Annotated in this window: 18 protein-coding genes; 11 read left to right on the top strand and 7 right to left on the bottom strand. The window is 68.7% G+C overall.

Annotated elements, in window-relative coordinates; genetic code table 11:
- Positions 1-89 precede the first annotated feature (89 nt).
- The 4 genes from IBJ82_RS13735 to IBJ82_RS13720 are packed head-to-tail and all read left to right on the top strand — an operon-like array spanning position 90 to position 5,414.
- Positions 90-1,667: an ABC transporter substrate-binding protein gene (locus tag IBJ82_RS13735; protein WP_194826339.1), complete on the top strand. Its 1,578-nt coding sequence runs from the start codon at positions 90-92 to the stop codon at positions 1,665-1,667.
- Entirely contained in the window at positions 1,664-2,623 is a 960-nt protein-coding gene (locus IBJ82_RS13730; RefSeq protein WP_194826338.1) for an ABC transporter permease, read from the top strand. The genes IBJ82_RS13735 and IBJ82_RS13730 overlap by 4 nt, the downstream gene beginning before the upstream one ends.
- Positions 2,620-3,486 (top strand): ABC transporter permease, encoded by an 867-nt coding sequence (locus IBJ82_RS13725; RefSeq protein WP_194826337.1) that lies wholly within the window; start codon positions 2,620-2,622, stop codon positions 3,484-3,486. The genes IBJ82_RS13730 and IBJ82_RS13725 overlap by 4 nt, the downstream gene beginning before the upstream one ends.
- The gene (locus tag IBJ82_RS13720) at positions 3,483-5,414 is read left to right on the top strand and encodes an ABC transporter ATP-binding protein (RefSeq protein WP_194826336.1); all 1,932 of its coding nucleotides are present in this window, start codon (positions 3,483-3,485) and stop codon (positions 5,412-5,414) included. The genes IBJ82_RS13725 and IBJ82_RS13720 overlap by 4 nt, the downstream gene beginning before the upstream one ends.
- 50 nt (positions 5,415-5,464) lie before the next feature.
- Here IBJ82_RS13720 and IBJ82_RS13715 read toward each other — a convergent pair whose 3' ends face one another.
- From IBJ82_RS13715 to IBJ82_RS13700, 4 genes are all read right to left on the bottom strand, one after another.
- Entirely contained in the window at positions 5,465-5,626 is a 162-nt protein-coding gene (locus tag IBJ82_RS13715) for a hypothetical protein (RefSeq protein WP_170112156.1), read from the bottom strand.
- A 307-nt stretch (positions 5,627-5,933) separates the two neighbouring features.
- Positions 5,934-7,676: an NTP transferase domain-containing protein gene (locus IBJ82_RS13710; protein ID WP_194826335.1), complete on the bottom strand. Its 1,743-nt coding sequence runs from the start codon at positions 7,674-7,676 to the stop codon at positions 5,934-5,936.
- Between the two features lie 99 nt (positions 7,677-7,775).
- The gene (locus IBJ82_RS13705) at positions 7,776-8,066 is read right to left on the bottom strand and encodes an MGMT family protein (RefSeq protein WP_194826334.1); all 291 of its coding nucleotides are present in this window, start codon (positions 8,064-8,066) and stop codon (positions 7,776-7,778) included.
- Between the two features lie 4 nt (positions 8,067-8,070).
- On the bottom strand, positions 8,071-8,859 hold the full coding sequence (locus IBJ82_RS13700; RefSeq protein ID WP_194826333.1) for an alpha/beta fold hydrolase: 789 nt from the start codon (positions 8,857-8,859) through the stop codon (positions 8,071-8,073).
- Between the two features lie 88 nt (positions 8,860-8,947).
- Between IBJ82_RS13700 and IBJ82_RS13695 the strand changes: the two genes are divergently transcribed.
- The 4 genes from IBJ82_RS13695 to nudC all read left to right on the top strand — a co-directional run bounded on the left by IBJ82_RS13695 (position 8,948) and on the right by nudC (position 18,623).
- Positions 8,948-12,838: an ATP-dependent helicase gene (locus IBJ82_RS13695; protein ID WP_370585360.1), complete on the top strand. Its 3,891-nt coding sequence runs from the start codon at positions 8,948-8,950 to the stop codon at positions 12,836-12,838.
- Positions 12,835-16,455, top strand: a complete 3,621-nt coding sequence (locus tag IBJ82_RS13690; RefSeq protein ID WP_370585299.1) for a UvrD-helicase domain-containing protein — start codon at positions 12,835-12,837, stop codon at positions 16,453-16,455. The genes IBJ82_RS13695 and IBJ82_RS13690 overlap by 4 nt, the downstream gene beginning before the upstream one ends.
- Positions 16,456-16,611: 156 nt before the next feature.
- Positions 16,612-17,667: a TrkA family potassium uptake protein gene (locus IBJ82_RS13685; protein WP_194826331.1), complete on the top strand. Its 1,056-nt coding sequence runs from the start codon at positions 16,612-16,614 to the stop codon at positions 17,665-17,667.
- A 62-nt stretch (positions 17,668-17,729) separates the two neighbouring features.
- Positions 17,730-18,623, top strand: coding sequence for an NAD(+) diphosphatase (gene nudC / locus IBJ82_RS13680; protein WP_194827116.1), 894 nt, complete (start codon positions 17,730-17,732; stop codon positions 18,621-18,623).
- A gap of 9 nt (positions 18,624-18,632) precedes the next feature.
- Here the strand turns inward: nudC and IBJ82_RS13675 are convergent, their stop codons facing one another.
- The gene (locus tag IBJ82_RS13675) at positions 18,633-18,866 is read right to left on the bottom strand and encodes a mycoredoxin (RefSeq protein WP_194827115.1); all 234 of its coding nucleotides are present in this window, start codon (positions 18,864-18,866) and stop codon (positions 18,633-18,635) included.
- 156 nt (positions 18,867-19,022) lie between these two features.
- Between IBJ82_RS13675 and IBJ82_RS13670 the strand changes: the two genes are divergently transcribed.
- The 3 genes from IBJ82_RS13670 (at position 19,023) to IBJ82_RS13660 (ending at position 22,083) form a co-directional block, all read left to right on the top strand.
- The gene (locus IBJ82_RS13670; RefSeq protein WP_194827114.1) at positions 19,023-21,179 is read left to right on the top strand and encodes an ATP-dependent DNA helicase UvrD2; all 2,157 of its coding nucleotides are present in this window, start codon (positions 19,023-19,025) and stop codon (positions 21,177-21,179) included.
- A 110-nt stretch (positions 21,180-21,289) separates the two neighbouring features.
- Positions 21,290-21,622 (top strand): hypothetical protein, encoded by a 333-nt coding sequence (locus IBJ82_RS13665; RefSeq protein ID WP_194826330.1) that lies wholly within the window; start codon positions 21,290-21,292, stop codon positions 21,620-21,622.
- 137 nt (positions 21,623-21,759) lie between these two features.
- A complete protein-coding gene (locus tag IBJ82_RS13660) occupies positions 21,760-22,083 on the top strand; it encodes a WhiB family transcriptional regulator (protein WP_370585298.1) in 324 nt (107 codons plus the stop codon).
- Between the two features lie 72 nt (positions 22,084-22,155).
- Here the strand turns inward: IBJ82_RS13660 and IBJ82_RS13655 are convergent, their stop codons facing one another.
- Positions 22,156-23,508 carry an AarF/ABC1/UbiB kinase family protein gene (locus IBJ82_RS13655; RefSeq protein WP_194826329.1) on the bottom strand — a complete coding sequence of 451 codons (1,353 nt, stop codon included), beginning with the start codon at positions 23,506-23,508 and terminating at the stop codon, positions 22,156-22,158.
- A gap of 58 nt (positions 23,509-23,566) precedes the next feature.
- Positions 23,567-24,448, bottom strand: a complete 882-nt coding sequence (locus IBJ82_RS13650; protein ID WP_194826328.1) for a TOMM precursor leader peptide-binding protein — start codon at positions 24,446-24,448, stop codon at positions 23,567-23,569.
- Positions 24,449-24,606 lie beyond the last annotated feature (158 nt).

Here is a 24,606-nt window from a genome sequence, read left to right as displayed (position 1 = left end):
CGAGCCGATGTGTTCCCTTTCCTGCGGTGCGCTGTGCGCACCCTCCTCGGCCCGCCGCGCGGGCCGATGCGTCTTCGAGGATCTTCACGATGAGTTCAACGGCGAGTGGCTTCGGCCGCCGAAATTTCTTGCGCACCAGCGGCATCGCCGCCGCGGCCATCTTCGGCGGCGCCGCACTGGCGGCCTGCACCTCGGCGGTCTCGGAACAGAAGGCGGGCGGGGACGACGCGACGCCGGTGCGCGGCGGCACCCTGAAGGTCGGCATCCGTGAGGACCTGGTGCCCGCGAACCTGCTCACCAACACCGCGGCGACCCCGATCGTGATCGGCCTGGTCTACGAATCGCTGATCCGCTACCCGAACGACACCCTGGAACCGCAGCCGTTGCTGGCCGAGGCGTGGCAGCTCGCCGCCGACGGTCGTTCGCTGAGCCTGGACCTGCGCGACGACGTGAAGTTCCACAGCGGGCGCCCCTTCACCGCCAAGGATGTGGAGTTCTCGCTGCGCACCTACGCCGACGCCAAATGGTCAGCGCAGCTGCGTAGCTCGGCGGCCGCCGTCACCGGTTTCGACATCGTCTCGCCGACGCGGATCGTCTTGCAGTTCGCCCACCCACTGAGCAACATCTTCGACCTGCTCGACACCGTGCCGATCCTGGACAGCGAAACCGCCGACAAGCTCGGCACCGGCGACACCTATATCGGCACCGGCCCCTTCAAATATGTGCAGCGCGTGCCGAACTCGCAGTTGATCTTCGAGAAGAACCCGAACTACTGGGTGCCCGAGCGCCCGTACCTCGACCGGGTCGAGGTCTCGATCATCCCCGACCCGAACGCGCTGCTCAACGCCCTGAAGTCCGGTCAGATCGCCGCGGCGCGCGAACTCGGCTACCGCGATGCCGAAAACCTCGGCAAGAGCGGCGGATTCACGGTGCACGATCTCGAAGGCGCCGAGCTGCAAGCCTATGTCGGCGTCAATGTGACAGAGCCGTCGCTGGCCGATGTCCGGGTCCGCCAGGCCATCGCCTTCTCCCTCGACCGCGAACGCATCATCAACGAGGTGTTCCGGGGCGCGGGATATCCGCTGAACGTGCCGTGGCCCAAGAACTCGCCCGCCTTCGACGAATCCCGCAACACCAAATACAACCGTGACATCGACAAGGCCAAGCAACTACTGGGCCAGTCGGCCAAGCCGCCGAAGCTGCCGCTGACCTTCGCCCCCGGTTACGGCGAGGTCGCCCAGATCGTGCAGGCCAACCTCGCCGACGTGGGCATCGAGGTCGACCTCGACCCGGTCGACGCCGCCACCTTCGTCAAGCAGCTCACCGGCCAGCAATTCCGTGGCCTGTGGGTCACCGACCATTCGTGGGCGCAGTTCGTCCCGTCGACGCTCACGGTGAGCGCCTACCCGTTCAACGCCCGCCGCAATGCCTCGCGCTACGAATCGCCCGCCTACACCGCGGCCGCCGACACGGCATGGCAGCTGGCGCAGGGCACCGGGCCCGATGCGGTGCGCGCCTATCAGGCCGTCACCGACCAGCTGCTGGAAGGGCTGTTCCTGATCGAGATCGGCGTGCGTTTCCAGCAATACTCCACTGTCAACAAAGTGCACGGTTTCGCCTGGACCAAGCGACGCGAACCTGTTCTCACCGACACCTTCCTCTCATGACGCGCTACCTGCTGCACCGCCTCCCGTCGGCGCTGCTGGTGCTGTTCGGCGCCTCGGTGCTGATCTTCCTGCTGCTGCGACTCGTCCCCGGTGACCCGGCCACCATCCTGGCCGGCAACGACGCGACACCGCAGACCGTCGAGGTGATCCGCCACCAACTCGGCCTCGACCGGTCGATCCCGGTGCAGTACCTGCAGTGGCTGGGCGACCTGTTCACCCTCGACCTCGGTCGCTCCTACATCATCGGCGGTGAGATCACCGACCTGGTCGGCCGTGGGCTCACCAATACGCTGGTGCTCACCGTGACCGCGCTGCTGCTGGCCGTGCTGGTGAGTCTGATCGTGTCGGTGGCGTCGGTGCTGTGGCCGAGCCGCTGGTTGAATACGGTTGTCGCCGCGGCGAATACGGCCGCGGTCGCGTTGCCGACCTTCGTGGTCGGCCCGCTGCTGGTGCTGGTGTTCGCCGTCGCGATTCCGGTGCTGCCCGCCGGCGGGGTGCCGCCGGACGGATTCATCGCGCGACCCGATATCGCGGTGCAGTATCTGCTGCTGCCCGCGATCTGCCTCGCGCTGCCGGTATCGGCGGCGCTGACCCGGTTCCTCACCGAAGCGCTACGCACCGAACTCGCGAAACAGTATGTGCTGACGGCACGTTCACTCGGTGTCGGCTATCGCGAGATCGTCACCCGTGGCGCCCTGCGCAACGCCCTGCCGACCATGCTCACCGTGCTCGGCATCCAGACCGGGCAATTGCTCGGTGGCGCGGTGCTGGTCGAGGCGGCCTTCGTGTGGCCGGGGATCGGGCAGCTCATCGAACAGGGCATCAGTCGTCGCGACTATCCGCTCGTGCAGGTGCTGTTGCTGCTGTCGGTGGCGGTGTTCGTGGTGATCCAGCTGATCACCGATGTCGCGCACGCGTGGCTCGACCCGCGGATTCGGATCGGAGGACGGTCATGACGACGACAATCGAGAAACCCGCTGTCACAGCTGATGATTCATCGCGCAGCGAAGGTCCGCTGCGGGCGCTGCGCCATGGACAGGGACTGGCCGGGGTGCTGCTGGTCGTGGTGGTGGCGCTGGCCGGGGTATTCGCCGGACTGCTCAGCTCCTACGATCCGCTCACCCAGATCCCCGGCGCCAACCTGCTCGGGCCGAGCGCGCAACACTGGCTCGGCACCGACCATCTCAACCGTGATGTGGCCGCGCGAGTACTGGCCGGTATCCGGATCGACCTGCTGATCGCGCTGCTCGCGGTGCCGCTCGGCGCCGTGATCGGTGCGCTGATCGGGTTGGCCGCCACCGTCCACCCCGTCGCGGACGTGACCGTCCAGCGGGTATTCGACCTGATTCTGGCCTTCCCCACACTGATCTTGGGCATCACGCTCGCCGCGATCACCGGGCCCGGCTGGCACGCGGTGGTCATCGTGATCGTCGCCGCCGAGATCCCGATCTTCGGTCGTCAGATCCGCACGGCGGTACTGGCCGTGCGCGAACAACCCTTCGTCGAAGCCTCGGAGGTGATCGGCGCCGACACCTGGTGGACCTTGCGAAAGCATGTGCTGCCCCATGTGATCGAGCCGCTCGGCGTGCAGTTCGCGCTGTCGCTGTCGGTGGCGGTGTTCATCGAAGGCGCGATGAGTTTCATCGGGATCGGCGTGCTGCCGCCGCAGCCCTCGCTGGGTTCGCTGATCGCCGCCTCGATCGCCAACCTGGATGCGAATCCGTGGATCGCGATCGGACCGTTGGTCGTGGTGGCCGCGTTGACCTTGGGATTCCTGTTGATCGCCCAAGCACTGGGCCGGGCAAGGAGATTGGCATGAGCGCACCATCTGATCCGCTCGACCCCGTGCTCGAGATCGACGAGTTGACGGTGGGGTTCGGGGACAAGACGGTTGTCGACGGGGTGAGCTTGCGGGTGCGCCGGGGTGAAGTCGTCGCCCTGGTCGGTGAGTCCGGTTCGGGGAAATCGCTCACCGCGCGATCGGTGCTCGGGCTGCTTCCGGAGACCGCGCGGGCAGGCGGGTCGATCCGGCTCGGGGGCACGCAGGTCATCGGGGCCGCCGAATCCGCGTTGCGGGATCTACGCGGTACCAAGGCCGCCATGGTCTTTCAGGAGCCGCAGACCGCGCTGAATCCGGTGCAGAAGATCGGCACCCAGATCGCGCAGGCGCTGCGTGCGCACGGCGTGACAGACAAGGCTGTCGCTCGAACCCGCGCGCTCGATCTGCTGACGGCGGTGGACATTCCGGAACCGGACAAGCGCCTCGACTGGTACCCCCATCAACTCTCCGGCGGGCAGAAGCAGCGCGTGGTGATCGCACTCGCCCTGTCCGGCGAGCCCGAACTGCTCATCGCCGACGAGCCGACCACCGCGCTCGATGTCACCGTGCAGGCCGAGATCCTCGATCTGCTGCGCTCCCTGCAACGGCAGCGCGGCACGGCGATCCTGTTCATCACCCACAACCTCGGCGTGGTCGCGGAGATCGCCGACCGGGTCGTGGTGATGCGCGAGGGGCGGGTGGTCGAGGAGCAGACGGTGTTCGGGTTGTTCGCCGAACCGGGCGAGGAATACACCCGGACATTGCTGGCCGCGGTGCCGCGATTGCCCTCGGTGTCTTCGCGGGGCGGAGATCCAGCACCCGTCGACGAGGTGGATGGCGTCAGCCCGGGTGGTGCTGAGGCCGCGCTCGCCACTGAGACAACGGGTGAAGACCAGACGACGGTGCGGCACGGGGACGAAGTCGACGCGTCCGATGGCGGCGACGATGAGTCGGCAGACCTCACCGACGAATCGGATGACGACGTCCCGACGGAACCCTCGGAACGGAGTGTTCGCCGGATCCTGCGCCGGGTAGTCGTGCGTGGGCCCGCTGTTGTCGCCGAAAAGGGCGGGGGGCGAGGTGAATCCGAATACCGGGACGTACTGCGGATCGACGATCTTTCGGTCGTCTACCCGGGCCGCCATGGCGGCGCGTCTTTCCCCGCACTGCACGATATTTCGCTCACCCTTGGTCCGCGTGAAGTCCTCGGGCTCGTCGGTGAATCCGGGTCGGGCAAGAGCACGCTGGGGCGCACCGCGCTCGGGCTCGTTCCCGCCACCTCGGGACGCGTCGAGCTGCAGGGTGTCGTGCTGGCGGGATTGTCGCGGCGCGAGCTGCGTGGACTGCGCAAGCACGTCGCGCTGGTGCATCAGGACGTGAGCGCCTCACTCGATCCACGGCGCACCGTCGCCGACGCGATCGGCGAACCCTTGCAGGTGCATCGGGCAGCGTCGGGCACGCTGTTGCAAGCCAAGGTCGCGAACTTGCTCGAATCGGTTCGGCTGCCGAAGGATTACGCGCAGCGCAGGCCGGGGGAGTTGTCCGGCGGGCAGCGTCAGCGAGTGGCGTTGGCTCGCGCGCTGGCCTTGGCGCCGCGACTGCTGGTAGCCGATGAGCCGACCAGTGCGCTCGACGTATCGGTGCAGGCACAGGTGCTCGACCTCTTCGCCGACCTACGCGCCGAATACGGCTTCGCCAGCCTGTTCATCAGTCACGATCTGGCCGTGGTGCACCAGGTCGCCGACCGGGTAGTGGTGCTGCGGCAGGGCCGGATCGTCGAAACCGGCGAGGTGCGCGCGGTATTCGCCGCACCGGCTCAGGAGTACACCCGCCGCCTGGTCGACGCGGTGCCCGTCCCCGATCCGGCCACGGCTCGGCGTGGGCTGGACGGATCCGCGGCAGGCGCGCCAGTGCGCATCGGGGCATGACGTGGACGAGCCGCCGGTAGCGATACCGGCGGCTCGTCGACACACGTATATCAGTGATGGCCGGGGCGGCGCTGCTCACGCCGATCGTCCTGGCCTGCTCGCGTCATGCCTTGCGAGTCCTGCCCCTGCTCCTGCCGCTGCTGCTGCTCCTGCTGCTGGCGCGGCATCTGCTTGGGCATCTTCTTCGGTGCTTTTTTAGACTTGTCAGCCATCTCCACACGGTCCTTTCCGAGGGATAAGTGATTAAGCCTTCAACGCACTGTCCGACGCAATCCACCTCGCGTGCGGGGCGTCCCACGCCTGACTGGACCAACAATAAGCACCATTACGTCGTGAGGGTAGACCTGCGCTGAAAATAGGTTTCTGACCTGCGAAAATTCGGCGTGTCAGTCCTCGATCCATTCCGCATTACCGGAACCGGACCCGTCGTCCCACTAATCCGGGCTTCGCCATTCTGTGACAATGCGAGAATTGCGGCGAGTACGGAGTGTTCGATCTCGATCATTGTCGAGAGCTCGGTCAGGAAGGGAGGGGGATGAATTCGACGATTGATCCGTCGGCGGCGTTCGGGGGAACGATTACCAAGCCGTCGCGGTCTATCAGGCCGGCCAGGTGGGCGGTGCGGACTACCGGGTCGCCGAGCCAGCCGCCGTCGGGGGCGTAGCGGGCGGGGGTGATGCGTTGGACCGGGGCGGTGATCTCGGCGGCGTTGTGGAGCGGGCCCAGGATCTTTCGGGGGAGGGGGGTACCGGTGCGGGCGGCGACGATCGCGGGGGTGAGGGCGAGGAGGACGGCGATGGCGGCGAAGGGGTTGCCGGGGAGGCCGAGAACGGTGGGGCCCGTGGGGAGTTCGGCGACAACGGTGGAACCGCCTGGGCGCAGAGCGAGTCGGGGGACCAGGACGCAGGCCTCGGCTCGGGCGATGGCGGTACGGAGTTGATCGGCCGCGCCGCCGCCGGTGGCACCGACTACGACGAGTAGATCGAAATCGGAGATGTCGGTGAGCATGTCGTCGAAGCCGTGCGCGGTGTCGCGCAGGTGGACCCGGTCGACGACGCGAACGCCGCAGCCCGCGAGGAGATCTGGCAGGACGGGGCCGATCGAGTCACGGGTCTGGCCGGTCTGGAGGGGGCCGGTGCTGCGAATTTCATCGCCGGTCATGACAATTCGTGCGCGGACGGGTCCACGGACCGTGCCCGTGGTGACCTCGACCGAGGCAGCGGCCGACCGGAGGGCGGTGGTGACCCGAGTGCCTGCCGGGGCGACGAGATCGCCGATCTTCCTGTCCTCGCCGCTCTTTCGGACATCGCCGCGAAACGGGGTGTCGGGGAGGCGGGTCAGTTCGTCGCCGGTGATGGCGGCGAATTCGTCGCGCACGACCGAGGTGGTGCCGTCCGGAACGTGGGCGCCGGTGGCGATGCGTACCGCCTCGCCCGAGCGCAGGCCCTCCGGCCGCGCGCCGCCCGCGAAACCGACGTCGCGCCGCAACTGCCACGGGCCGTCACCGCAGACGGCGTAACCATCCATGGCGGAGACGTCGAAGCGGGGGAGCGGGCCCGCCGCGGTGATCGCCGCCGCCAGTGCGGCGCCGGGGACTTCGCTCAGTGCGGCTTCGTAGGCGACCAGGGGAGTCAGGCCGGTGCCGAGGCGTTCGCGCGCTTCGGTGAGGTCGAGGCGAGCAGACGCGCGGTCGGTGGCCAAGGATTCACGGGCGCGGCGGACCTCTTCCTCGGTATCGCAATCGGCGATATCGGGGAGCTCGACCAGGACGGTCTCGGCGGGCACGATGGCCTTCATCGGCTGGTTCACCAGGGCACCCAGTTCCGCCACCGCTGCCACCAGCGCGCTGCGCCGCCAGACGCCGACGAGGTACTGCGGGCGACCGGAGGCGTCGATCGCGAAAACGGCATCAGCGGTGGACTCGGTTGCCCTGCGCAGTAATTCGTGGACGGTGGCCTCGGTGAGGAACGGCATGTCGGCGGCCAGCACGACAATCCACGGGGCCGTGGTGTCGAGTGCGCTCAGACCGGTGCCGATCGCCGCGACGGGCCCGGAACCCGGCGGCACCTCACGAACCTGCCGGAACCGCGAATCGAGTGCGGGACGGTACGGGCCGACCACCACCACCTCGGCGCAGTCGCGCACCGAATCCAGCGCGGCGTCGAGCATCGATCGCCCACCGATCACGATCGCCGGTTTGTCGATCCCGCCCATCCGACTGGCTCGTCCGCCCGCGAGCACGATGGCATCGACGGCGGTCATCGGCTGATCCTGAATCGGGTGAACGGCACGAAAGTCATGCTAGTAGGCGTGCTGCCGGTGCTCGAGCCGCCCGCGCGGCCGTTCGCTGAGCTGGGCGGCTCAGAGTCGCGCTGTGCGCAGAACGACACGACCGTCGACGACCGGAACACCTTCTTCGGTGAGCAGCCGCAGCTGGCGGGCAGCCAGGTGCGCGGCGGGACGGCCGCTGGCGCCGATCACGCGGTGCCATGGCAGATCCGCGGAGTCGGTGCGCATGATCCAGCCGACGGTGCGAGCCGAGGACAGTCCGGCCGCGCTGGCGATATCGCCGTAGGTCGAGACGCGGCCCGGTGGGATCGCGGCGACGAGTTCACGGACCTTCTCCACCTGCTCCTCCGTCGTGACAGCCATCGGGCTACAGGACCTTGGCGATCAGCGCGGCGGTGTCGGCGGGGCGGGCCTGGGCGACCATGTGATCGCAGTCCCAGACCTCGGCGGTGAAGTTGTCCAGGTGGGCGGTGAGGGCGGCTAGGAACTCCTCGGTGACATAGGGCGGCTGCACCTTGGCGGCGCGGACCAGCACCGTCGGCAGGTCGGCGGGCGGCAGCACGAACCCTCGCGCCAGCTGACCCCAGTACGAGGTGATCGCGGGCTGGAAGACGCGCCAGCCGACCCGGCCACCCTCGGTCGGTACGAGGTGCTCGGCCAACTCCCGTTCCAGGATCTCGGGATCGACTTCGTCGGGTCCCCATGCGCTGACCTGTTTGTCGGAGCGGGCTTCGGCGAGGTCGGTGTAATCCGGAGAGGCGAGATTGGCCAGGGAGATCTGCTCGATCAGTTTCGCGTCGATGCCGAGGGCGGGATCAAGCAGGACGAGCGCGCGCACGAGGTCGGGGTGCTGCCGGGCCAGATGGATGCCGGTGGCGCCGCCGAACGAGTGGCCGACCACGACGACCGGTCCGTCGGTCTCGGCGCGCAGCAGCTGCGCGAGATCGGCGACGATCGTTTCGAAATCCCACGGCGGCAGCGAGGTGGAGCGGCCGTGTCCACGCAGGTCGGGGGCGATGACCCTGGCCTCGGGCAGGTGCTCGGCGGCCAGGGTTTCCCACCGGTTGCCGTGGCCGGTGAGACCGTGCAGGGCGAGGACGACGGGACCGTCGGCGGGGCCGAATCGGTGCACATGAAGCGACGACACAACAGCCATTCTGGCCGGTCGCGCACAGTCTCGCAGCGTGTCCCTCCGGTAGGGGTGCGCCGGTGTGTCGGACTGGTCTGTTGCAATAGCCGATGTGGTGCGATCGGATAGCTCGGTGCGACTCGTGCGCCGGACAACGCGGGCGCCCCGGCCGCGGGCCTGGGGTGCGTCCGTTCGCGCGCTGTTCGCCGAACAGGCCAAGCCCGCGCCGCCACGCCCCGGGTGGCGGCCGTGGCAGGTGATGGGCGGACCTGGGACGGGCAAGACTTCGCTGCTGGTCGACCTGGTGACTGCGCGGATCGTCGACGGCGCCGACCCGGCCTCGGTGCTGGTCCTCACCCACACCAAGCACGCCTCGGCCGCGTTGCGCGACGCGATCACCCATCAGCTGGGGCCTGCCGCCGGTGGCATTCCGGGCGCGAGCCGGGAACCGACGGTGCGCACACTGCACTCCTACGCGTTCTCGGTGCTGCGTCGACATGCGGAGCTGCACGGCAATCCGCCGCCGCGCCTGCTCACCGGTGCGGAACAGGACGCGGTGCTCCGGGAGATGCTGCGCGGCGATCTCGCCGACATCGAAGCCGGTGCCGGGGGATTGTGGCCACCGCGTTTGCAGCCCGCGCTGGCACTGGGCGGGTTCGCCGAGCAACTGCGCGATCTGATGTTGCGCGCCACCGAGCGCGGTCTCGGGCCGGAGGACCTGATGGCCCTCGGTCGTGAACACGACAACGACGCGTGGGTGGCGGCCGGGCGGTTCTTCCAGCGCTATGAACAGGCGTCGATGCTGCGCTGGTCGGTCGGTGTCGCCGCACCGGAGGCCACCGCGCCCGCCCTCGACGCCGCGGAACTGGTCGGTGCGGCGCTCGACGCGCTGGCCGGTGACCGGAATCTGCTTGCCGCCGAACGGGATCGGATTCGCTACCTGCTCGTCGACGACGCGCAGCACCTCGACCCGCAGGCCGCGACGCTCGTGCGCGCCATCGGCAGCGGCAGCGCGAGCACCGTCGTCACCGGCGACCCGGACCAGGCGGTCTTCACCTTCCGCGGCGCGGATTCACACTTCCTCACCGACCTCGACACCGCCGCGTCGCGGCGAATCATCCTGCGGCACAACCATCGCAGTGGTGCGCCGATTCGATTGGCGAACGCCCGCATCGCGGCGAGGTTGCCGGGCAGTGCCCGGCACCGGGTGCTGCCGGGGCAGGAGAACGAACCACCTGAGCCCGCTGCAGACCAGGAGCCGGGGCTCGAGGGTGATGTTGATCTATTCGCGCACGCCGACCTACCCGAGGGACCAGGCCGGCAGCTGGCCGCGACGGCAGACCGCGACCTCAGCGAGAAACCCGCGCGGCACGATTCGGTGGCATTCGACGAAATGCCCCATGAGCCAGACATCTGGCCGGGGCAGCTGCCGCCCGATGACGAGCCGCCGCCCGACCGCGAGTCGGATGTGTGGGCGCCCCCCGATGACGAGTGGGCGGCCCCGGAGTATCCGCATCCCGTCGACGAGTCGAGTGTGCGGGTGCGGGTGCTGTCGACGCCGGCCAAGGAAGCGGCGCTGATCGCTGATCACCTGCGCCGCGCGCACCTCACCGATGGTGTGCCCTGGTCGGCGATGGCGGTGATCGTGCGGTCGGTGCCGTTGTCGCTGGCGCCGTTGCGGCGGGCATTGCTGGCGGCGGGGGTGCCGGTGCGCAGGCCCGCGGTGGCCGAGCCGTTGGCGCGGCGGCGTGGAGCGGCGTGGATGGTGCTCGCGCTGCGGGTGCTGTTGGCGGGGGATCCGTCGCGGCCGGGCTCGCGGCGGGCGATCGAGGCGATGTTCTCGCCCGACGATGCGATGGATCTACTGTCCGGGCCGCTCGGCGGGGCCGACCAGATCGCGCTGCGCCGGTTGCGCCGGGGTGTGCGGCGCAGCGTGCTCGACCTGGAACGCACGGGTGCGCTCGCCGAGCCCTTCGTCGACGGCGCCGACCAGTTCCTACTCTGGGAGGAGGCCGCGCCCGCGCCGGAAATGCCGGAGCCCGAACCTGATCCGGTCGACGACGAATGGCTCCCGCCACCGGGCCCGGACGACCCGCTGCGCCCGGAACCCGAACCGGACTGGGATATCGCCGAGCGGCTACCCGACGATATCGACCTCCTCGATGTCGAGAACCCGCCTGCCGCGAACACCGTCGTGGAGGTCGTACGCCCCGAAGCGCCCGCAGTGGCGCTGATCGACCAATCCTCTGCCGAGGTCCTGCGCGACCTGATCGTCGGCGTCGGCGAACAGCGATTGCTCGACGGGCTCACCGAAGTCGAAGCCGCGCCGTTGCGTCGGGTGTTGCGTGCGGTGGCGAAGGCGAAGGAGACGCAGGCCAGGGGGCAGGGTCTCGAAGACGTGCTGTGGACACTGTGGACGAATTCGCGGCTGGAGCGGCGCTGGTTCCGGCAGTCGCGGCGCGGCGGGGCCTCGGGCATGCAGGCCGACCGCGATCTCGATGCCGCCGTCGAATTGTTCGATGCCGCAGCCGCTTACGTCGACCGGCTGCCGAAGGCGAGCATCGACGGTTTCGTCGAATACCTTCTGCACCAGCAACTTCCGCAGCAGGGTAGGCCACTGACCGCTGAAGGCGACGCGGTGACCCTGCTCAGCGCGCACGCCGCCGCGGGCCGGGAATGGGACGTGGTGGCGGTGGCCGCCGTGCAGGAGGGCATCTGGCCGAACCCGCGCTCGCGGGGCACGTTGCTCCACACCGAGGATCTCGTCGACCTGGTCGGCGGGGTCGATCCGAGCGCGACCGTGAGCCGGGCCGCACCCATCCTGGCCGAGGAACGCAGGCTGCTGCTCGTGGCGTGCAGTCGGGCTCGGCTGTCACTGCTGGTCACGGCTGTCGAATCCGCCGCGGGAGACCAGGATCTGGTGCCGTCGCGGTTTCTCACCGAACTCGTCGGCGACGACGACAGCGGCGAACCCGGCGCGCTGCCGGTCGCCGATCCCGGGCGCGCGCTGGTCATGCACGCGCTGGTCGCCGAATTGCGTGGAGTGGTGTGTGATCCAGGGGGCGACCCCGAGCGTCGCGACCGGGCCGCACGTCAACTGGCCCGGCTGGCCGACGCGGGCGTGCCCGGCACCGACCCCGGCGACTGGTACGGCACCGCCGAACTCAGCTCGCAGCGCGAACTCTGGGACGACGACGATTCGCCGATCGGGCTGTCACCGTCGACGGTCGAGCTGCTGCGCACCTGTCCGCTGCGGTGGGCGCTGGAACGGCACGGCGGTACCGACGGCGACAACCCGCACGCCGTGAAGGGCAATCTCGTGCACACGCTCGTGCAGGCACTGGCGGGCGATGTCCCCGAGGCGCAGGTGCGCGCGGCACTGGACCAGGCGTGGAAAACGGTCGATCCGGCCGACGGCTGGCATTCGCGACAGGAACTGCGCCGCACCGAGACGATGCTGGAGACCTTCCTCTCCTGGGTGCGCACCACGCGCGGTGAGCTCACCCAGGCCGGGGTGGAGGTACCGGTGGACTGCGTGTTGCCCGCGCGCACGGAAGGCGCACGGGCCGTGCGGATTCGGGGACGCATCGATCGGCTCGAACGAGATGCGCAGGGGCGCTTCGTCATCGTCGACGTGAAGACAGGCAAGACGCCGGTCAGTGAGAAGGCGGTGGCCGATCACGCCCAGCTGGCGACCTACCAGGTGGCGGCCGCGCACGGCGCCCTGGACGAGGAGGAGTCCGACGAGCCGACCCCGGTGGTCGATCCCGGTGGCGCGCGGCTGGTCTATGTCGCCAAACCGAACCGCAAGACCGGCGCGGCCGAACGGACGCAGAGCGCGCTCGACAGCGACGGACTCGACCAGTGGCGCACCACCATTCACGATGCGGCCGACGCGACGCGCGGCCCCGGCTATCTGGCGGTGCGCAACGACGGGTGCAGGCACTGCCCGGTCGCGGGCAGTTGCCCGGTGCAGGACTCCGGACGGCAGGTGACCGACGAGTGAGCGGCGTGCGCGTCACCCCGCAACGGTTGGCCGACGCGCTCGGCCTGCCACCACCGACCGATGAGCAGGCGGCGGTCATCGCCGCGCCACCAGGGCCCACGTTGGTCGTCGCGGGCGCGGGCGCGGGCAAGACCGAGACGATGGCCGCGCGGGTGGTGTGGATGGTGGCCAACCAGCTGGTCGCCCCGGACGAGGTGCTCGGGCTGACCTTCACCCGAAAAGCCGCCCAGCAGTTGACCTCTCGTATCCGTACCCGGCTGGCCCGGTTGGCGGGCGCGCCGCTCCTGCGCGAGATCGACCCCAGCGGCGCGCTGCGCACGATCGTCGCCGGGGCCGAGCCGGAGATCAGCACCTACCACTCGTACGCGGGCAGGCTGCTCACCGCGCACGGGCTGTTGCTACCGGTGGAGCCCTCGGCGGCCCTGCTCACCCAGACCCAGCTGTGGCAGCTCGCGCACGAGGTGGTGCGGTCCTGGGACGGCGACCTCGATACCGACCGCACCCCGGTCTCGGTGACCGAAGCGGTGCTCGCCCTGTCCGGGCAGCTCGCCGAGCACCTGGTGGAGCCGGAGCAATTGGCCGAGGCGCACGCGGAGCTGGAGAAACTCGTCTACACACTGCCCGCCGGTCCACGTCAACGCGGCGGGCCGAGCCAGGCACTGATCGGCGTCGTGACCGCGCAGCGTGAACGCGTCGCGCTGTTGCCGCTGGTCGGCCAGCTCGCCGAAGCCCTGAACCGCCGCGGCGCACTGGATTTCGGCTCCCAGATGTCGCTGGCCGCGCAGCTCGCCGTCGACCACCCCGAAGTCGCCGCCGCCGAACGCGCTCGATTCAAGCTGGTCCTGCTCGACGAATACCAGGACACCGGGCACGCCCAGCGCGTCCTGCTCTCGGCGCTGTTCGGCAATGCCGAGGCGGTGCGACAGGATCGGCCGAGGCAAGCGGTTCGGATCCGGGGTGACGCGCAGCCGACTCGCACGCACGAGGCCGACGCCTTGTTCGCGGTGGACGATCAGGACCCGGCAATCCCGCAGGGGCGCGGCGACGGATCTGGACACGTGGGCAACCTGTCGCCCCGTGGCGACTCCGTCGGTGACGCACTCGGATCATCGCAGGCCCTCGCGGTGACGGCGGTGGGCGACCCGATGCAATCCATCTACGGGTGGCGTGGTGCTTCGGCGGCCAATCTGCCGAGGTTCGCCACCGACTTCCCCGCTGCGCCAGGGGTTCCCGCACCGGTGCTGCCACTGCTGACCAGTTGGCGGAATCCGCCCGAAGCGTTGGCGTTGGCGAATCTGGTGGCCGACCCGTTGCGGAGGGTGGCACGGGCGGCAGGCGGGGCGACGGTGGACGCGTTGCGGGCCAAGCCGCAATCGCATGCGGGAGTGGTCGAGTTCGCGCTCACCGAAACCATTGCGCAGGAGCGCGACTGGATCGCCGAGCGGATCGCGCGAGAGTGGGCGAGCGCGCGGGAGAACGAGGGGCCGCCGCCCACCTCGGCGGTGCTGGTGCGACGCAATGCCGATGCCGCGCCGCTGGCCGAGGCACTGCGTGAGCAGGGGCTGCCGGTGGAGATCGTCGGGCTCGGTGGGTTACTGGCGACCCCGGAGGTCGCCGATATCGTTGCCACACTGCGGTTGATCGCCGAACCGGGGACCGGGAGTGCGGCGGTTCGGATTCTCACGGGGGCCCGGTGGCGGATCGGGGTGGCAGACCTCGCCGCATTGGCGCGACGCGCTCGGATGTTGTCCATCAGCAGTGTGTCCGGCGGCGACGCGAACGCGATCACCGATGCCGCCGGGCTGGCGACGGCGCTGCGTGAGGTGGCGCCCGAACCGACCGAACAGGCCGGGCTGGCCGATGCCATCGCCGATCCCGGTGCGGCGGAACAGTATTCGGAGGCCGGTTTCGCGAGGATCGCCGCCTTGAGTGAGGAGTTGGCCGCACTGCGCGAGCGCAGCGGACAACCGCTGGTCGAGCTCGTCGCCGATGTCGAACGCACCATCGGGGTCGGCGTCGAGACCCAGGCCAGGCGCGCTATCGCCGGTGGCGGTGCGGGTCGCGAGCATCTCGACGCCTTCGCCGAGGTGGTCGCCGGATACGCGGCCGACTCCAGGGCATCGCTGAGCGGTCTGCTCGCCTTCTTCACCGCGGCCGAATCGGTCGAAAACGGTTTGGAGCCCGGTGAAGTCGAGGTCGCGCGCGATCGCGTGCAGATTCTCACCGTGCACGCCGCCAAGGGCCTCGAATGGGAAGTCGTCGCCGTGCCGCATGTGAGTGCCACGGTGTTCCCGTCGACGACCGCGTTGAGCACCTGGCTCGGCGCACTCACCGAACTTCCCACCACCCTGCGCGGCGACCGCGCCCAGCCGGACGCGTCCGAGGGCGTGCCCGTGCTAGACCTGAGCGTCGCGGGGGACCGCTCCGAACTCGAACACGCGATCGCCCATCACAAGGACGCGCTCAAGAGTCGCCGCCTCGACGAAGAACGGCGCCTGTTCTATGTAGCGCTCACCAGAACCGAACGGGTGCTGCTGGTTTCGGCCTACTACTGGCCCGAGACTGGCAGTTCGCAGAAGGGTCCGTCGGAGTTCCTGCTCGAGCTCAAGGAGGCGAACGAGAACCCGGACAGCGCGGCCTACGGCGTCGCCACCATCGCCCGCTGGGACGACAAGCCCGCACCGGATGCCGTGAACCCCTTCGCCGACAACCCGCCGACCGCCCAGTGGCCGCGTGACCCACTCGGCAATCGCCGCGACCCCATCGAACAGGGCGCCGCGCTGGTTCGCGATGCTCTCGACACCTTGCGCAGCGGCACAACGGTTTCCAGCAGCGCGTCGGGTGATCAACTCGAGTCGGCGGAGCTCGTCGAGGACGACCCGGAAGGGTGGGTCAACGACGTCGACGCGCTCCTCGCCGAATTCACCGCCGCCGAACTGGCCGAACAACAGGTGGAACTTCCGGGTCAACTCCCCGCCACCGCCCTGGTCGAACTCCGCGCCGACCCGACCCGCCTGGCCGCTCGTCTGCGCCGCCCCCTTCCGTACCCCCCGAACCCGATGGCCAGGCGTGGCACCGCTTTTCACGCCTGGGTGCAGTCCTGGTTCGGCACCGAACAGCTGCTCGGCCTCGACGAGCTACCCGGCGCCGCCGACAGCACCACCGAGATGGGCCGCGCCGATCAGGAACTCGCCGCCATGCAGTCGGCCTTCCGCCGGTCACCGTGGGCGCACCGCAATCCTGTCGACGTGGAAGTGCCGTTCGAAACGAGCATCGCGGGCACGGTGATCCGCGGCCGCATGGACGCCGTGTTCGCCGAACCCGGTGGCCGCTGGATCGTGGTCGACTGGAAGACCGGCGCCGAACCCGGCCCCGCCGACGAGCCCGCCGTCGCCATGCAGCTGGCCGTCTACCGCCTCGCCTGGGCCCGCCTGATGGCCGCCCGCACCGGCGAGACCGAGGACCGGATGCTCCAACGCGTCGGCGCCGCATTCCATTACATCCGCTCCGGCCGCACCATCGCCCCCGAGCAACTGGCGGGCCCAGCCGAACTGGCGCGCCTCATCCACGACGCCGCACCGGAAAACGCCGACACCGATCCACACGAGCCCCGCTGAGCCGATAGTGTTGCGCTCGCCGAGGAAAGTTCGAGGCGAACAGGGCTTGATCTGGACTGACCAGAGGGTGCGACGAAGGAGTGCCCGGCGGGAGGGAAGATCAAGGTACCCAGGCCGAAAACACGCGGCGCCAGCCGCCGAGAACACAGGAGCAGCATGTTCGGTGACACGCGCAACCCGATCGGGTTGAGTAGCAGTCCCGACTACGCCCTGGTCGGTCTGTTGCGGATCCCGGCGGCGCAGTCGAGCCCGTGGGTCTCGCTCACTCGCCGCGTGCTGTTCGCGATCGCCTTGCTGTTCACCGCCGCGACCGTGGTCTATATCGGCCGCGACGGCTATAGCGACAACACCGGCGACGAGCTGTCGTTCCTGGACGCGATGTACTACGCCACGGTGTCGCTGTCGACCACCGGCTACGGCGATATCGCCCCGGTGACCCCAACGGCACGGCTGGTGAACATCATCGTCATCACCCCGCTGCGCGTTCTGTTCCTCATCGTGTTGGTCGGTACCACTCTCGGCGTGCTGACCGAACGGTCGCGGCAGGCATTCAAGATTCAGCGATGGAGGCACACCGTGCGTAATCACACCGTCGTAGTCGGCTACGGCACAAAGGGCCGGACCGCGATCGATGCGATGGTCGGTGACGGGATCCAGGTCTCCGACATCGTGGTGGTCGACACCGATCCCGTCGCGCTCGAGGCCGCTGCCGCTGCGGGTCTGGTCACAGTGCACGGTTCGGCCACCAAATCCGATGTCCTGCGACTGACCGGCGTGCAGCGTGCCGCCGCGGTGGTCGTCGCCACCAATCGCGACGACACCGCCGTGCTGGTGACGCTCACCGCCCGCGAACTGAACAAGACGGCCAAGATCTCCGTGGCCATCCGCGAAGCGGAGAACACCCACCTGGTCCGCCAATCCGGCGCCGACTCGGTGGTGGTGTCCTCGGAGACCGCGGGCCGACTGCTCGGTATCGCCACCACCACACCCACGGTCGTGGAGATGATGGAGGATCTGCTCACGCCCGAGCAGGGCTTCGCCGTCGCCGAACGCGAGGTGGAGGAGAGCGAAGTGGGCGGATCGCCACGCCACCTCAGCGACATCGTGCTCGGTGTGGTGCGCAACGGGGCATTGATCCGGGTCGGTGAACCCGAGGTCGACGCCCTCGACGCGGGCGACAAACTGCTCTACATCCGTCGCGCCGGAAAGTAGTCACCCGCCCGACCAAGGCTTACCTCCGCATTCGCTGCGGCCGTGCGCGGCCTATGCTCGGCATCGTGTCATTCCGGCTGAAAGACGTTCCGCTGCTGTCACGTTCCACCATCGACCGGGCCGAGCACGCCCGGCTCGATCCCGGTGCCCTGCGCGAAGGGTGGGGCAAAGCCAAGATTCTGCGTATCGACCCGCGCGGGAAAGTGCGGGTCGAGGGCGACAGGATCGTCCTCGACGCGGCCGCTTCGGTGGCCGCGGAGCCCGGTGACGGGACCGTGTTCCTCGGTGTCGTCGATGGCAGCCACCTGTGGGCGATGCGTGCGAGCGACCTCGACGGCACGCTGCGGGATCTGCGCACGCTCGGGGCGGTCGACGACTTCACCGCTGAGCTGCTGTCCACCGCGTACGCGCTGCTCAACTGGCACGATCGGGCGGGGTACCACGGTGGCGACGGCTCGGCCACCACGTCGGCGCGCGGCGGTTGGTCGCGGCTCACCGCCACGGGGGAGGAAGAATTCCCTCGGATCGACCCCGCGGTGATCTGCCTGGTCCACGACGGTGCCGATCGCGTGTTGCTCGCCCGCCAGCAGAGCTGGCCGGAGACGATGTTCTCGCTACTGGCCGGCTTCGTGGAAGTGGGCGAATCGCTGGAGCACTGCGTGGAACGCGAGGTCCGCGAGGAGGTGGGCGTCGACCTGCGCGATATCCACTACCTCGGCAGCCAGCCGTGGCCGTTCCCGCGCTCGCTGATGGTCGGCTTCGCCGCGGTCGGCGACCCCGCCCAGGAACTTGTGTTCTCCGATGGCGAGATCGCCGAAGCGCATTGGTTCACCCGCGACGAGGTCCGCGCCGCCTTGCAGGTCGGCGACTGGTCGGCACGGGAACCCGGCGTACGGCTGCTCGTCCCCGGATCGATCTCGATCGCGCGATCGATCATCGAGTCCTGGGCGGACTGACTCGGCGGATCAGGCCTGCTGGGCGGCCAACGCCTGCTTGACCGCGGCCAACGACGGGTTGGTCGCGGTGGAGCCGTCGCGGAACTTGATCGTCGGCACGACGTGGTTGCCGTTGTTGACGCTGCCGACGAACTCGGCCGAAGCGGGATCGTCTTCGATATCGATCACCGTGTAGGTGATGCCCGCCTCGTCGAGCTGGGTCCGCAGGCGTCGGCAATAGCCGCACCAGGTGGTCGAGTACATCGTCAGATCTGCCGTTGCTTCAGTCACGCGATGTGCAACGTCTCGACGTGGCTCGGTGTTCCTTCCCCGATCCGGGACCGACGGGTGACTGCTCGATCGCGTGATCGTGGCCGTGGGATCGGCGGGCGTCGCGGCAAGTTGTCGGGGGGCGCTGTCATGATGGTGCGCGTGCCAGCACTCGATCTCACCGCCCTCGACCCGGAACAGGCCGCTGCGGTGCGGGCACCGCGGGGGCCGGTCTGTGTGCTCGCCGGTGCGGGCACCGGTAAGACCAGGACGATCACGCATCGGATCGCGCACCTGATCGCGGGTGGGCATGTGAAGGCCGACCAGGTGCTGGCGGTGACCTTCACAGCGCGGGCGGCGGGGGAGATGCGCAATCGGTTGCGCACGATGGGGCTCGGCGGCGACGCCGGACAGGTGCAGGCGCGCACCTTCCACGCCGCCGCGCTGCGGCAGTTGCGGTATTTCTGGCCGCAGGTGGTGGGGGACGTGCCGTGGCGACTGATCGACAGCAAGTTCCCCATCGTCTCGCAGGCCGCGCAACGGGCGGGGCTGCGCGCCTCCACCGAAATGGTGCGTGACCTGCTCAGCGAAATCGAATGGGCCAAGGCCTCGCTGATCGCGCCGGAGGACTATCCGGCCGCCGCCGCACGGCATCATCGTGACGCGCCGGTCGACGTGGCCAAGGTCGCCGAGGTGTACCAGGGCTACGAATCCGCGAAAGCCTCCGCCGACGGCCTGCTGCTCGACTTCGACGATCTGCTCCTGCACACCGCGGCCGCGCTCGAGGACTACCCGGCCGTCGCCGACGAGTTCCGCGGTCGCTATCGCAGCTTCGTCGTCGACGAATACCAGGACGTCACGCCGCTGCAGCAGCGGGTGCTCGACGCGTGGCTGGGCGAACGCGACGACCTCACCGTCGTGGGTGACGCGAACCAGACCATCTACTCGTTCACCGGCGCCACCCCGTCCTACCTGCTCGATTTCTCCCGGCGCTTCCCCGACGCCACGGTGGTCCGGCTCGAACGCGATTACCGGTCCACTCCCCAGGTGGTGTCGCTGGCCAACCAGGTGATCGGTGCCGCGCGCGGACGCATCGCGGGCACCCGCCTCGCACTGATCGGTCAGCGGCCCGCCGGTCCGGAACCGGAATTCGCCGAGTACGCCGATGCGCAGGCCGAGGCTGTTGCCGTCGCCGGGCAGATCCAGAAACTGATCGCCGCCGGGACGCCGGCTTCCGAGATCGCGGTGCTGTACCGGACCAACGCGCTGTCGGAACCGTTCGAACAGGTGCTCGGCGCCCGCGAGATTCCGTTCCAGGTGCGCGGCGGCGAGGGGTTCTTCCACCGCCAGGAGGTGCGGCAGGCGGTGTCGGCGTTGCGTCAGGTCGACGCGCGCGACGACCTGCCCGATGCGGCGCGCAGCGGATCGTCGCTGATCACGTTGGTACGGGCCGCGCTGGCGCCGGTCGGTCTCACCGCGGAGGAACCGGCCGGCGCGCAGGCGAAGGAACGATGGTCCTCGCTGCTGGCACTGGTGCAGCTCACCGAGGAACTGGTCAGCCACGACGACGAGATGGACCTCACCGCGCTGCTGCGCGAGCTGGCGACCCGCGCCGAGGCCAAGCATCCGCCGACCGTCGACGGTGTCACCCTGGCCTCGCTGCACGCGGCGAAGGGCCTGGAATGGGACGCGGTGTTCCTGGCCGGGCTCACCGACGGCACGCTGCCGATCTTCCACGTGCTCGGCAAGAAGAACGCGGCTGTCGACGAAGCGGGACTGGAAGAGGAACGACGGCTGCTCTATGTCGGCGTCACGCGGGCACGCGAACATCTGAGCCTGTCGTGGACCCAGCGGCGGCTGCAAGCAGGCGGGGACTACCGGCCGGTGACCAGGTCGCGATTCCTCAACGGGCTGATTCCGGACAGTTCCTCGGCCTCGCGGATCGCCGTCGAGATCCCGGCCAAGTCAGAGGCCCCACGTCCGCTGTGTCGGGTGTGCCTCAAGCCGTTGATCGGCACTCATGCCACCATGCTCGGCCGCTGTCGGCGCTGCCCGGGCGAAGCCGACCCCCAGTTGCTCGAGGCGCTGAAGGAATGGCGAGCCGAGAAGGCCGAGGCCTTGCAGCGGCGCGACTTCGTGGTCTTCACCGACACCACCCTCACCGCCATCGCCGAGCAACTGCCCGCCGACGACGCCGCGCTGGCGGCCATCGCGGGTATCGGCGCGAAGAAGATCGAACAGTACGGTGCCGACGTGCTCGCGATCGTCGCATCACGTTTGCGGGCAACGGCACAAAACCCCAGGTAGAAAATAAGTTGTTCGGTTCTCGATCATTGCCTATGGTGGAGAACACGCACCGAGAGTGATCCCGGTGCGCGGTAATCGTTCACACACGAGTTCAGGAGGGAGGCAGACACATGAATACGAACACGAACACCACGTTCGATGCGATGAGCAATCGCGTCCTGGTGAACGCATTTGTCATGTCCGCCTCCCGGGGGGTCCTCGCTTTGCAGGGGACCGGCCTGTCCGGCGTCGATGCCAAAGCTGTGCCGATGACTGTCGTCCATCAGCACACTCCGATTCGTCTCCAGGACAAGCCCAACGCGGGTTGGCAGCCGACCGCTGTTGCGGCACCGGCAGCAATCGCCGATGAAGCCGGTTACGCACCGGAGTTCATCGGCGCAATCCGCCTCCGCGTCCACCCAGCGACCGTGATCAGGTCTCGACAGAAATGTCGAACTAGGTAGGGAACACCTACCAGACCTCCTGGCCACGGATCGCGAGAAGCGAAAACCGTGGCCATCTTTATTTCGGCTCCTCAGCCGTAGGCACCGGGTTCGCACACCGAACATTCACCGCTGCAAACGAGCTGAAGGAGAACGACGTGTTCACCGCCCAGGACTGGCCGACGGCCACTGCTGACGTGACATGCCGAACCGTGGCGCAGACCCCTCGCGTCCGTGAGGTCACCAAGACTCTGCCCTGTAGGGGCGGAAACCCCGATCTGTGGTTCGCCGAGAGCCCCACCGATCTCGAGCAGGCCAAGGAACTGTGCGCGGCCTGCCCGATCCGCAAGGGCTGCCTGACCGCGGCCATCGATCGTGCCGAGCCGTGGGGCGTGTGGGGCGGTGAGATCTTCGACCAGGGTGTCGTGATCGCCCGCAAGCGCCCCCGCGGTCGCCCGCGCAAGGTCGCGATCATGGCATGAACCCGGAAAAAGGGTTGTACCGCAAGCGAACCGCTCACCTCGTCATGGTGAGCGGTTCGTTTTGCTTTGTGCTTACGAGGCCTGTTCGGCGCGGAAGCCCGGCACCCAGGTGCGTACCAGGTCCATGAAGCCGAGTTCCGCGTCGAGTTGGGCCAGAATGCCGACCGAACCACCGAGCACCCGGAAGACAGTGAGGTACTCGGCCGGAAGTTGCAGGGCACGAGCGGTTTTCATCTCCGGGCTGGAGAACTCGGACGCCTTGCCCGCCACCCGCTGCATCCACGAGCGGGTGAAGTGAAAGGTGTCGGTGCGAATCGGGTCGCTGAACGGGCGCAGGTACGCCTCGATCTCCTCGTGGGTCACCACACGTCCGGGAATGACCCAGCCGTGCTCGTAGAGCAGTTCGGTGAGCGCCGCGTGCTCGTCGGCGACAGCGAGGGCCAGCATTCGGCCCAGGATCTCCGGGAAGCCGTCCGGCATCGGCGCACAGGCGCCGAAGTCGAGCACGGCCAGGGTGCCGTCGTCGCGCACCAGGAAATTGCCGGGGTGTGGGTCGCCGTGCAGCAGGCCGACCAGTTCGGGCGAGCTGAAGTGGAAGATCCCCATCAGCTCGGCGATCCGGTTGCGCTGGGCGCGGGTGCCCTCGGGATCCTCGGCGCCCGCCTTGATCAGTGCCGAGACCGGGGTGCCGTCGAGCCATTCGGTGACGATCACCTTCGGTGATCCGGCCACCACCTTCGGGACCGAGATAGTGGGGTGCCCCTCGAACGCGGCCGCGAATCGGCGCTGGTTGGCGGCCTCGATGCGGTAGTCGAGTTCTTCCTCGGTGCGTTCGGTGATCTCGGCGAGCAGCGGCTTCACATCGGCACCGGGGATCACCGACGAGAGCAGTCCGGTCATCCGGGACAGCGTTTTGAGGTCGGCGCGGAGCGCGTCGTCGGCGCCGGGATACTGCACCTTCACCGCCACCGCGCGTCCGTCGGACCACACCGCGCGGTGCACCTGGCCGATGCTGGCCGAGGCGGCGGGGGTGTCGTCGAAGGACTCGAAGCGGTCCCGCCATTTGGTGCCCAGCTGCTGGTCGAGCACGCGGTGCACCGTCTCCGCTGCCATCGGCGGCGCCGCGGCCTGCAGCTTGGTCAGCGCCTCGCGATAGTGCTCACCGAACTCCTCCGGAACGGCGGCCTCCATCACGCTCAGCGCCTGCCCGAACTTCATCGCGCCGCCCTTGAGCTCACCGAGCACGGTGAACAGCTGCTCGGCGGCTTTCTGGTTCAGGGTGGCGTTGATCTGCTTCTTGTCACCGCCGACGAGCTTCTTGCCGAACCCGACGGCGGCTCGTCCGGCGATGCCAAGGGGAATCTTGGCCATCTTGGCATTGCGGCTGGAACTGCGGCGCACGATCTCGGACACGGTACCCATCATGGCTGAACCTGCGGGGTATGTGCCATAAGAATGCTCACACCGGCCGGTGCGACGCCCGTCACCGAGAGGTTCCCGGCGTGCGTGCGGCCATGTTCCGGCACCCGCATTCCTGATGCGGCAGCCACGGTCGACGCTGGATCTCATGGGTGTCGAGGTCCAATTCCACGGTGGCGTCGAGCGTGCGCGGTTTCCGCCGCGGTGAACAGGCGATGATCGCCTCGAGTTCGCCGAGCGCCAGCGCGGTCGTCGCCGCGATGCCCGCCGGGGAGGCGTGTCCGGTGCGGCCGAGTAGCTGGGCGGCCAGGTGCGGCCACTCGGTATCGAATCCGGCCCGGGTCAGGTCGGCACAGCGCAGGCAGCTGGACTCGCCGGGCAGGACGAGCGGGCCGACCACGCCGACCCCGTCGCGGACCCGCACCTGCAGGTGCGGCACCCGGCGCAACATCAGATCCACCGACAGTGCCGGGTCGATCATCAACGCGTCGGTGAGCACCACCAGATCGTCCGAGCCGGTGCCGACCGGCGTGTCCGGTCGGTACTCACGCGAGCGGGTCGGCCGAAAACCCATGCGCCGCAATCCGATCGCCACGGCATCGGAGAGCGGCCCGAGGCCGTGCACGGTGATGGCACGGATCTTGCCGAGAGCGGGTTCGGATTCGGGTTCGAGCAGTAGACCCGCACGCTCGATCGCGGCGAGCATGCCCATGGTGCGGTCGGGGCTGATACCGAATTCGCCCGCACGCCAGATGATCTGGGGACGTGATTGCAGGCCGTCGAGCAGGCGCAGGAAGGCGAGCACGGTACCGGTGTCGTGATCGGTGGTTTTCAGCAGCAGCGCGCGTTCGGGGTCCCAACCGAGTTGGACCGTGCCGGATGGGCGAACCAGGGTGGTCACTCGCGGGTGGAGCATCGGGCCGCGCAGTGGGGAGGTGGTCGTCATGCCTGAAGTATCGGCACTCGGCAGCGGCTCACCGTGCGCCGAAAGTGCAGTTATCCACAGGGTTTCGGCGTGTCGGTTCGAGAATTCCGAATTGTGAACAGCCGCTGTACCGTGGGTCGTCGCCGCGTTTTCCGACGAACGTCAGCCACGTAACCGTG

The sequence above is a fragment of the Nocardia sp. XZ_19_231 genome (genome assembly GCF_015355705.1).
In the GTDB taxonomy this organism is placed as follows: domain Bacteria; phylum Actinomycetota; class Actinomycetes; order Mycobacteriales; family Mycobacteriaceae; genus Nocardia; species Nocardia salmonicida.
This window is presented reverse-complemented; position numbering and strand designations above follow the sequence as displayed.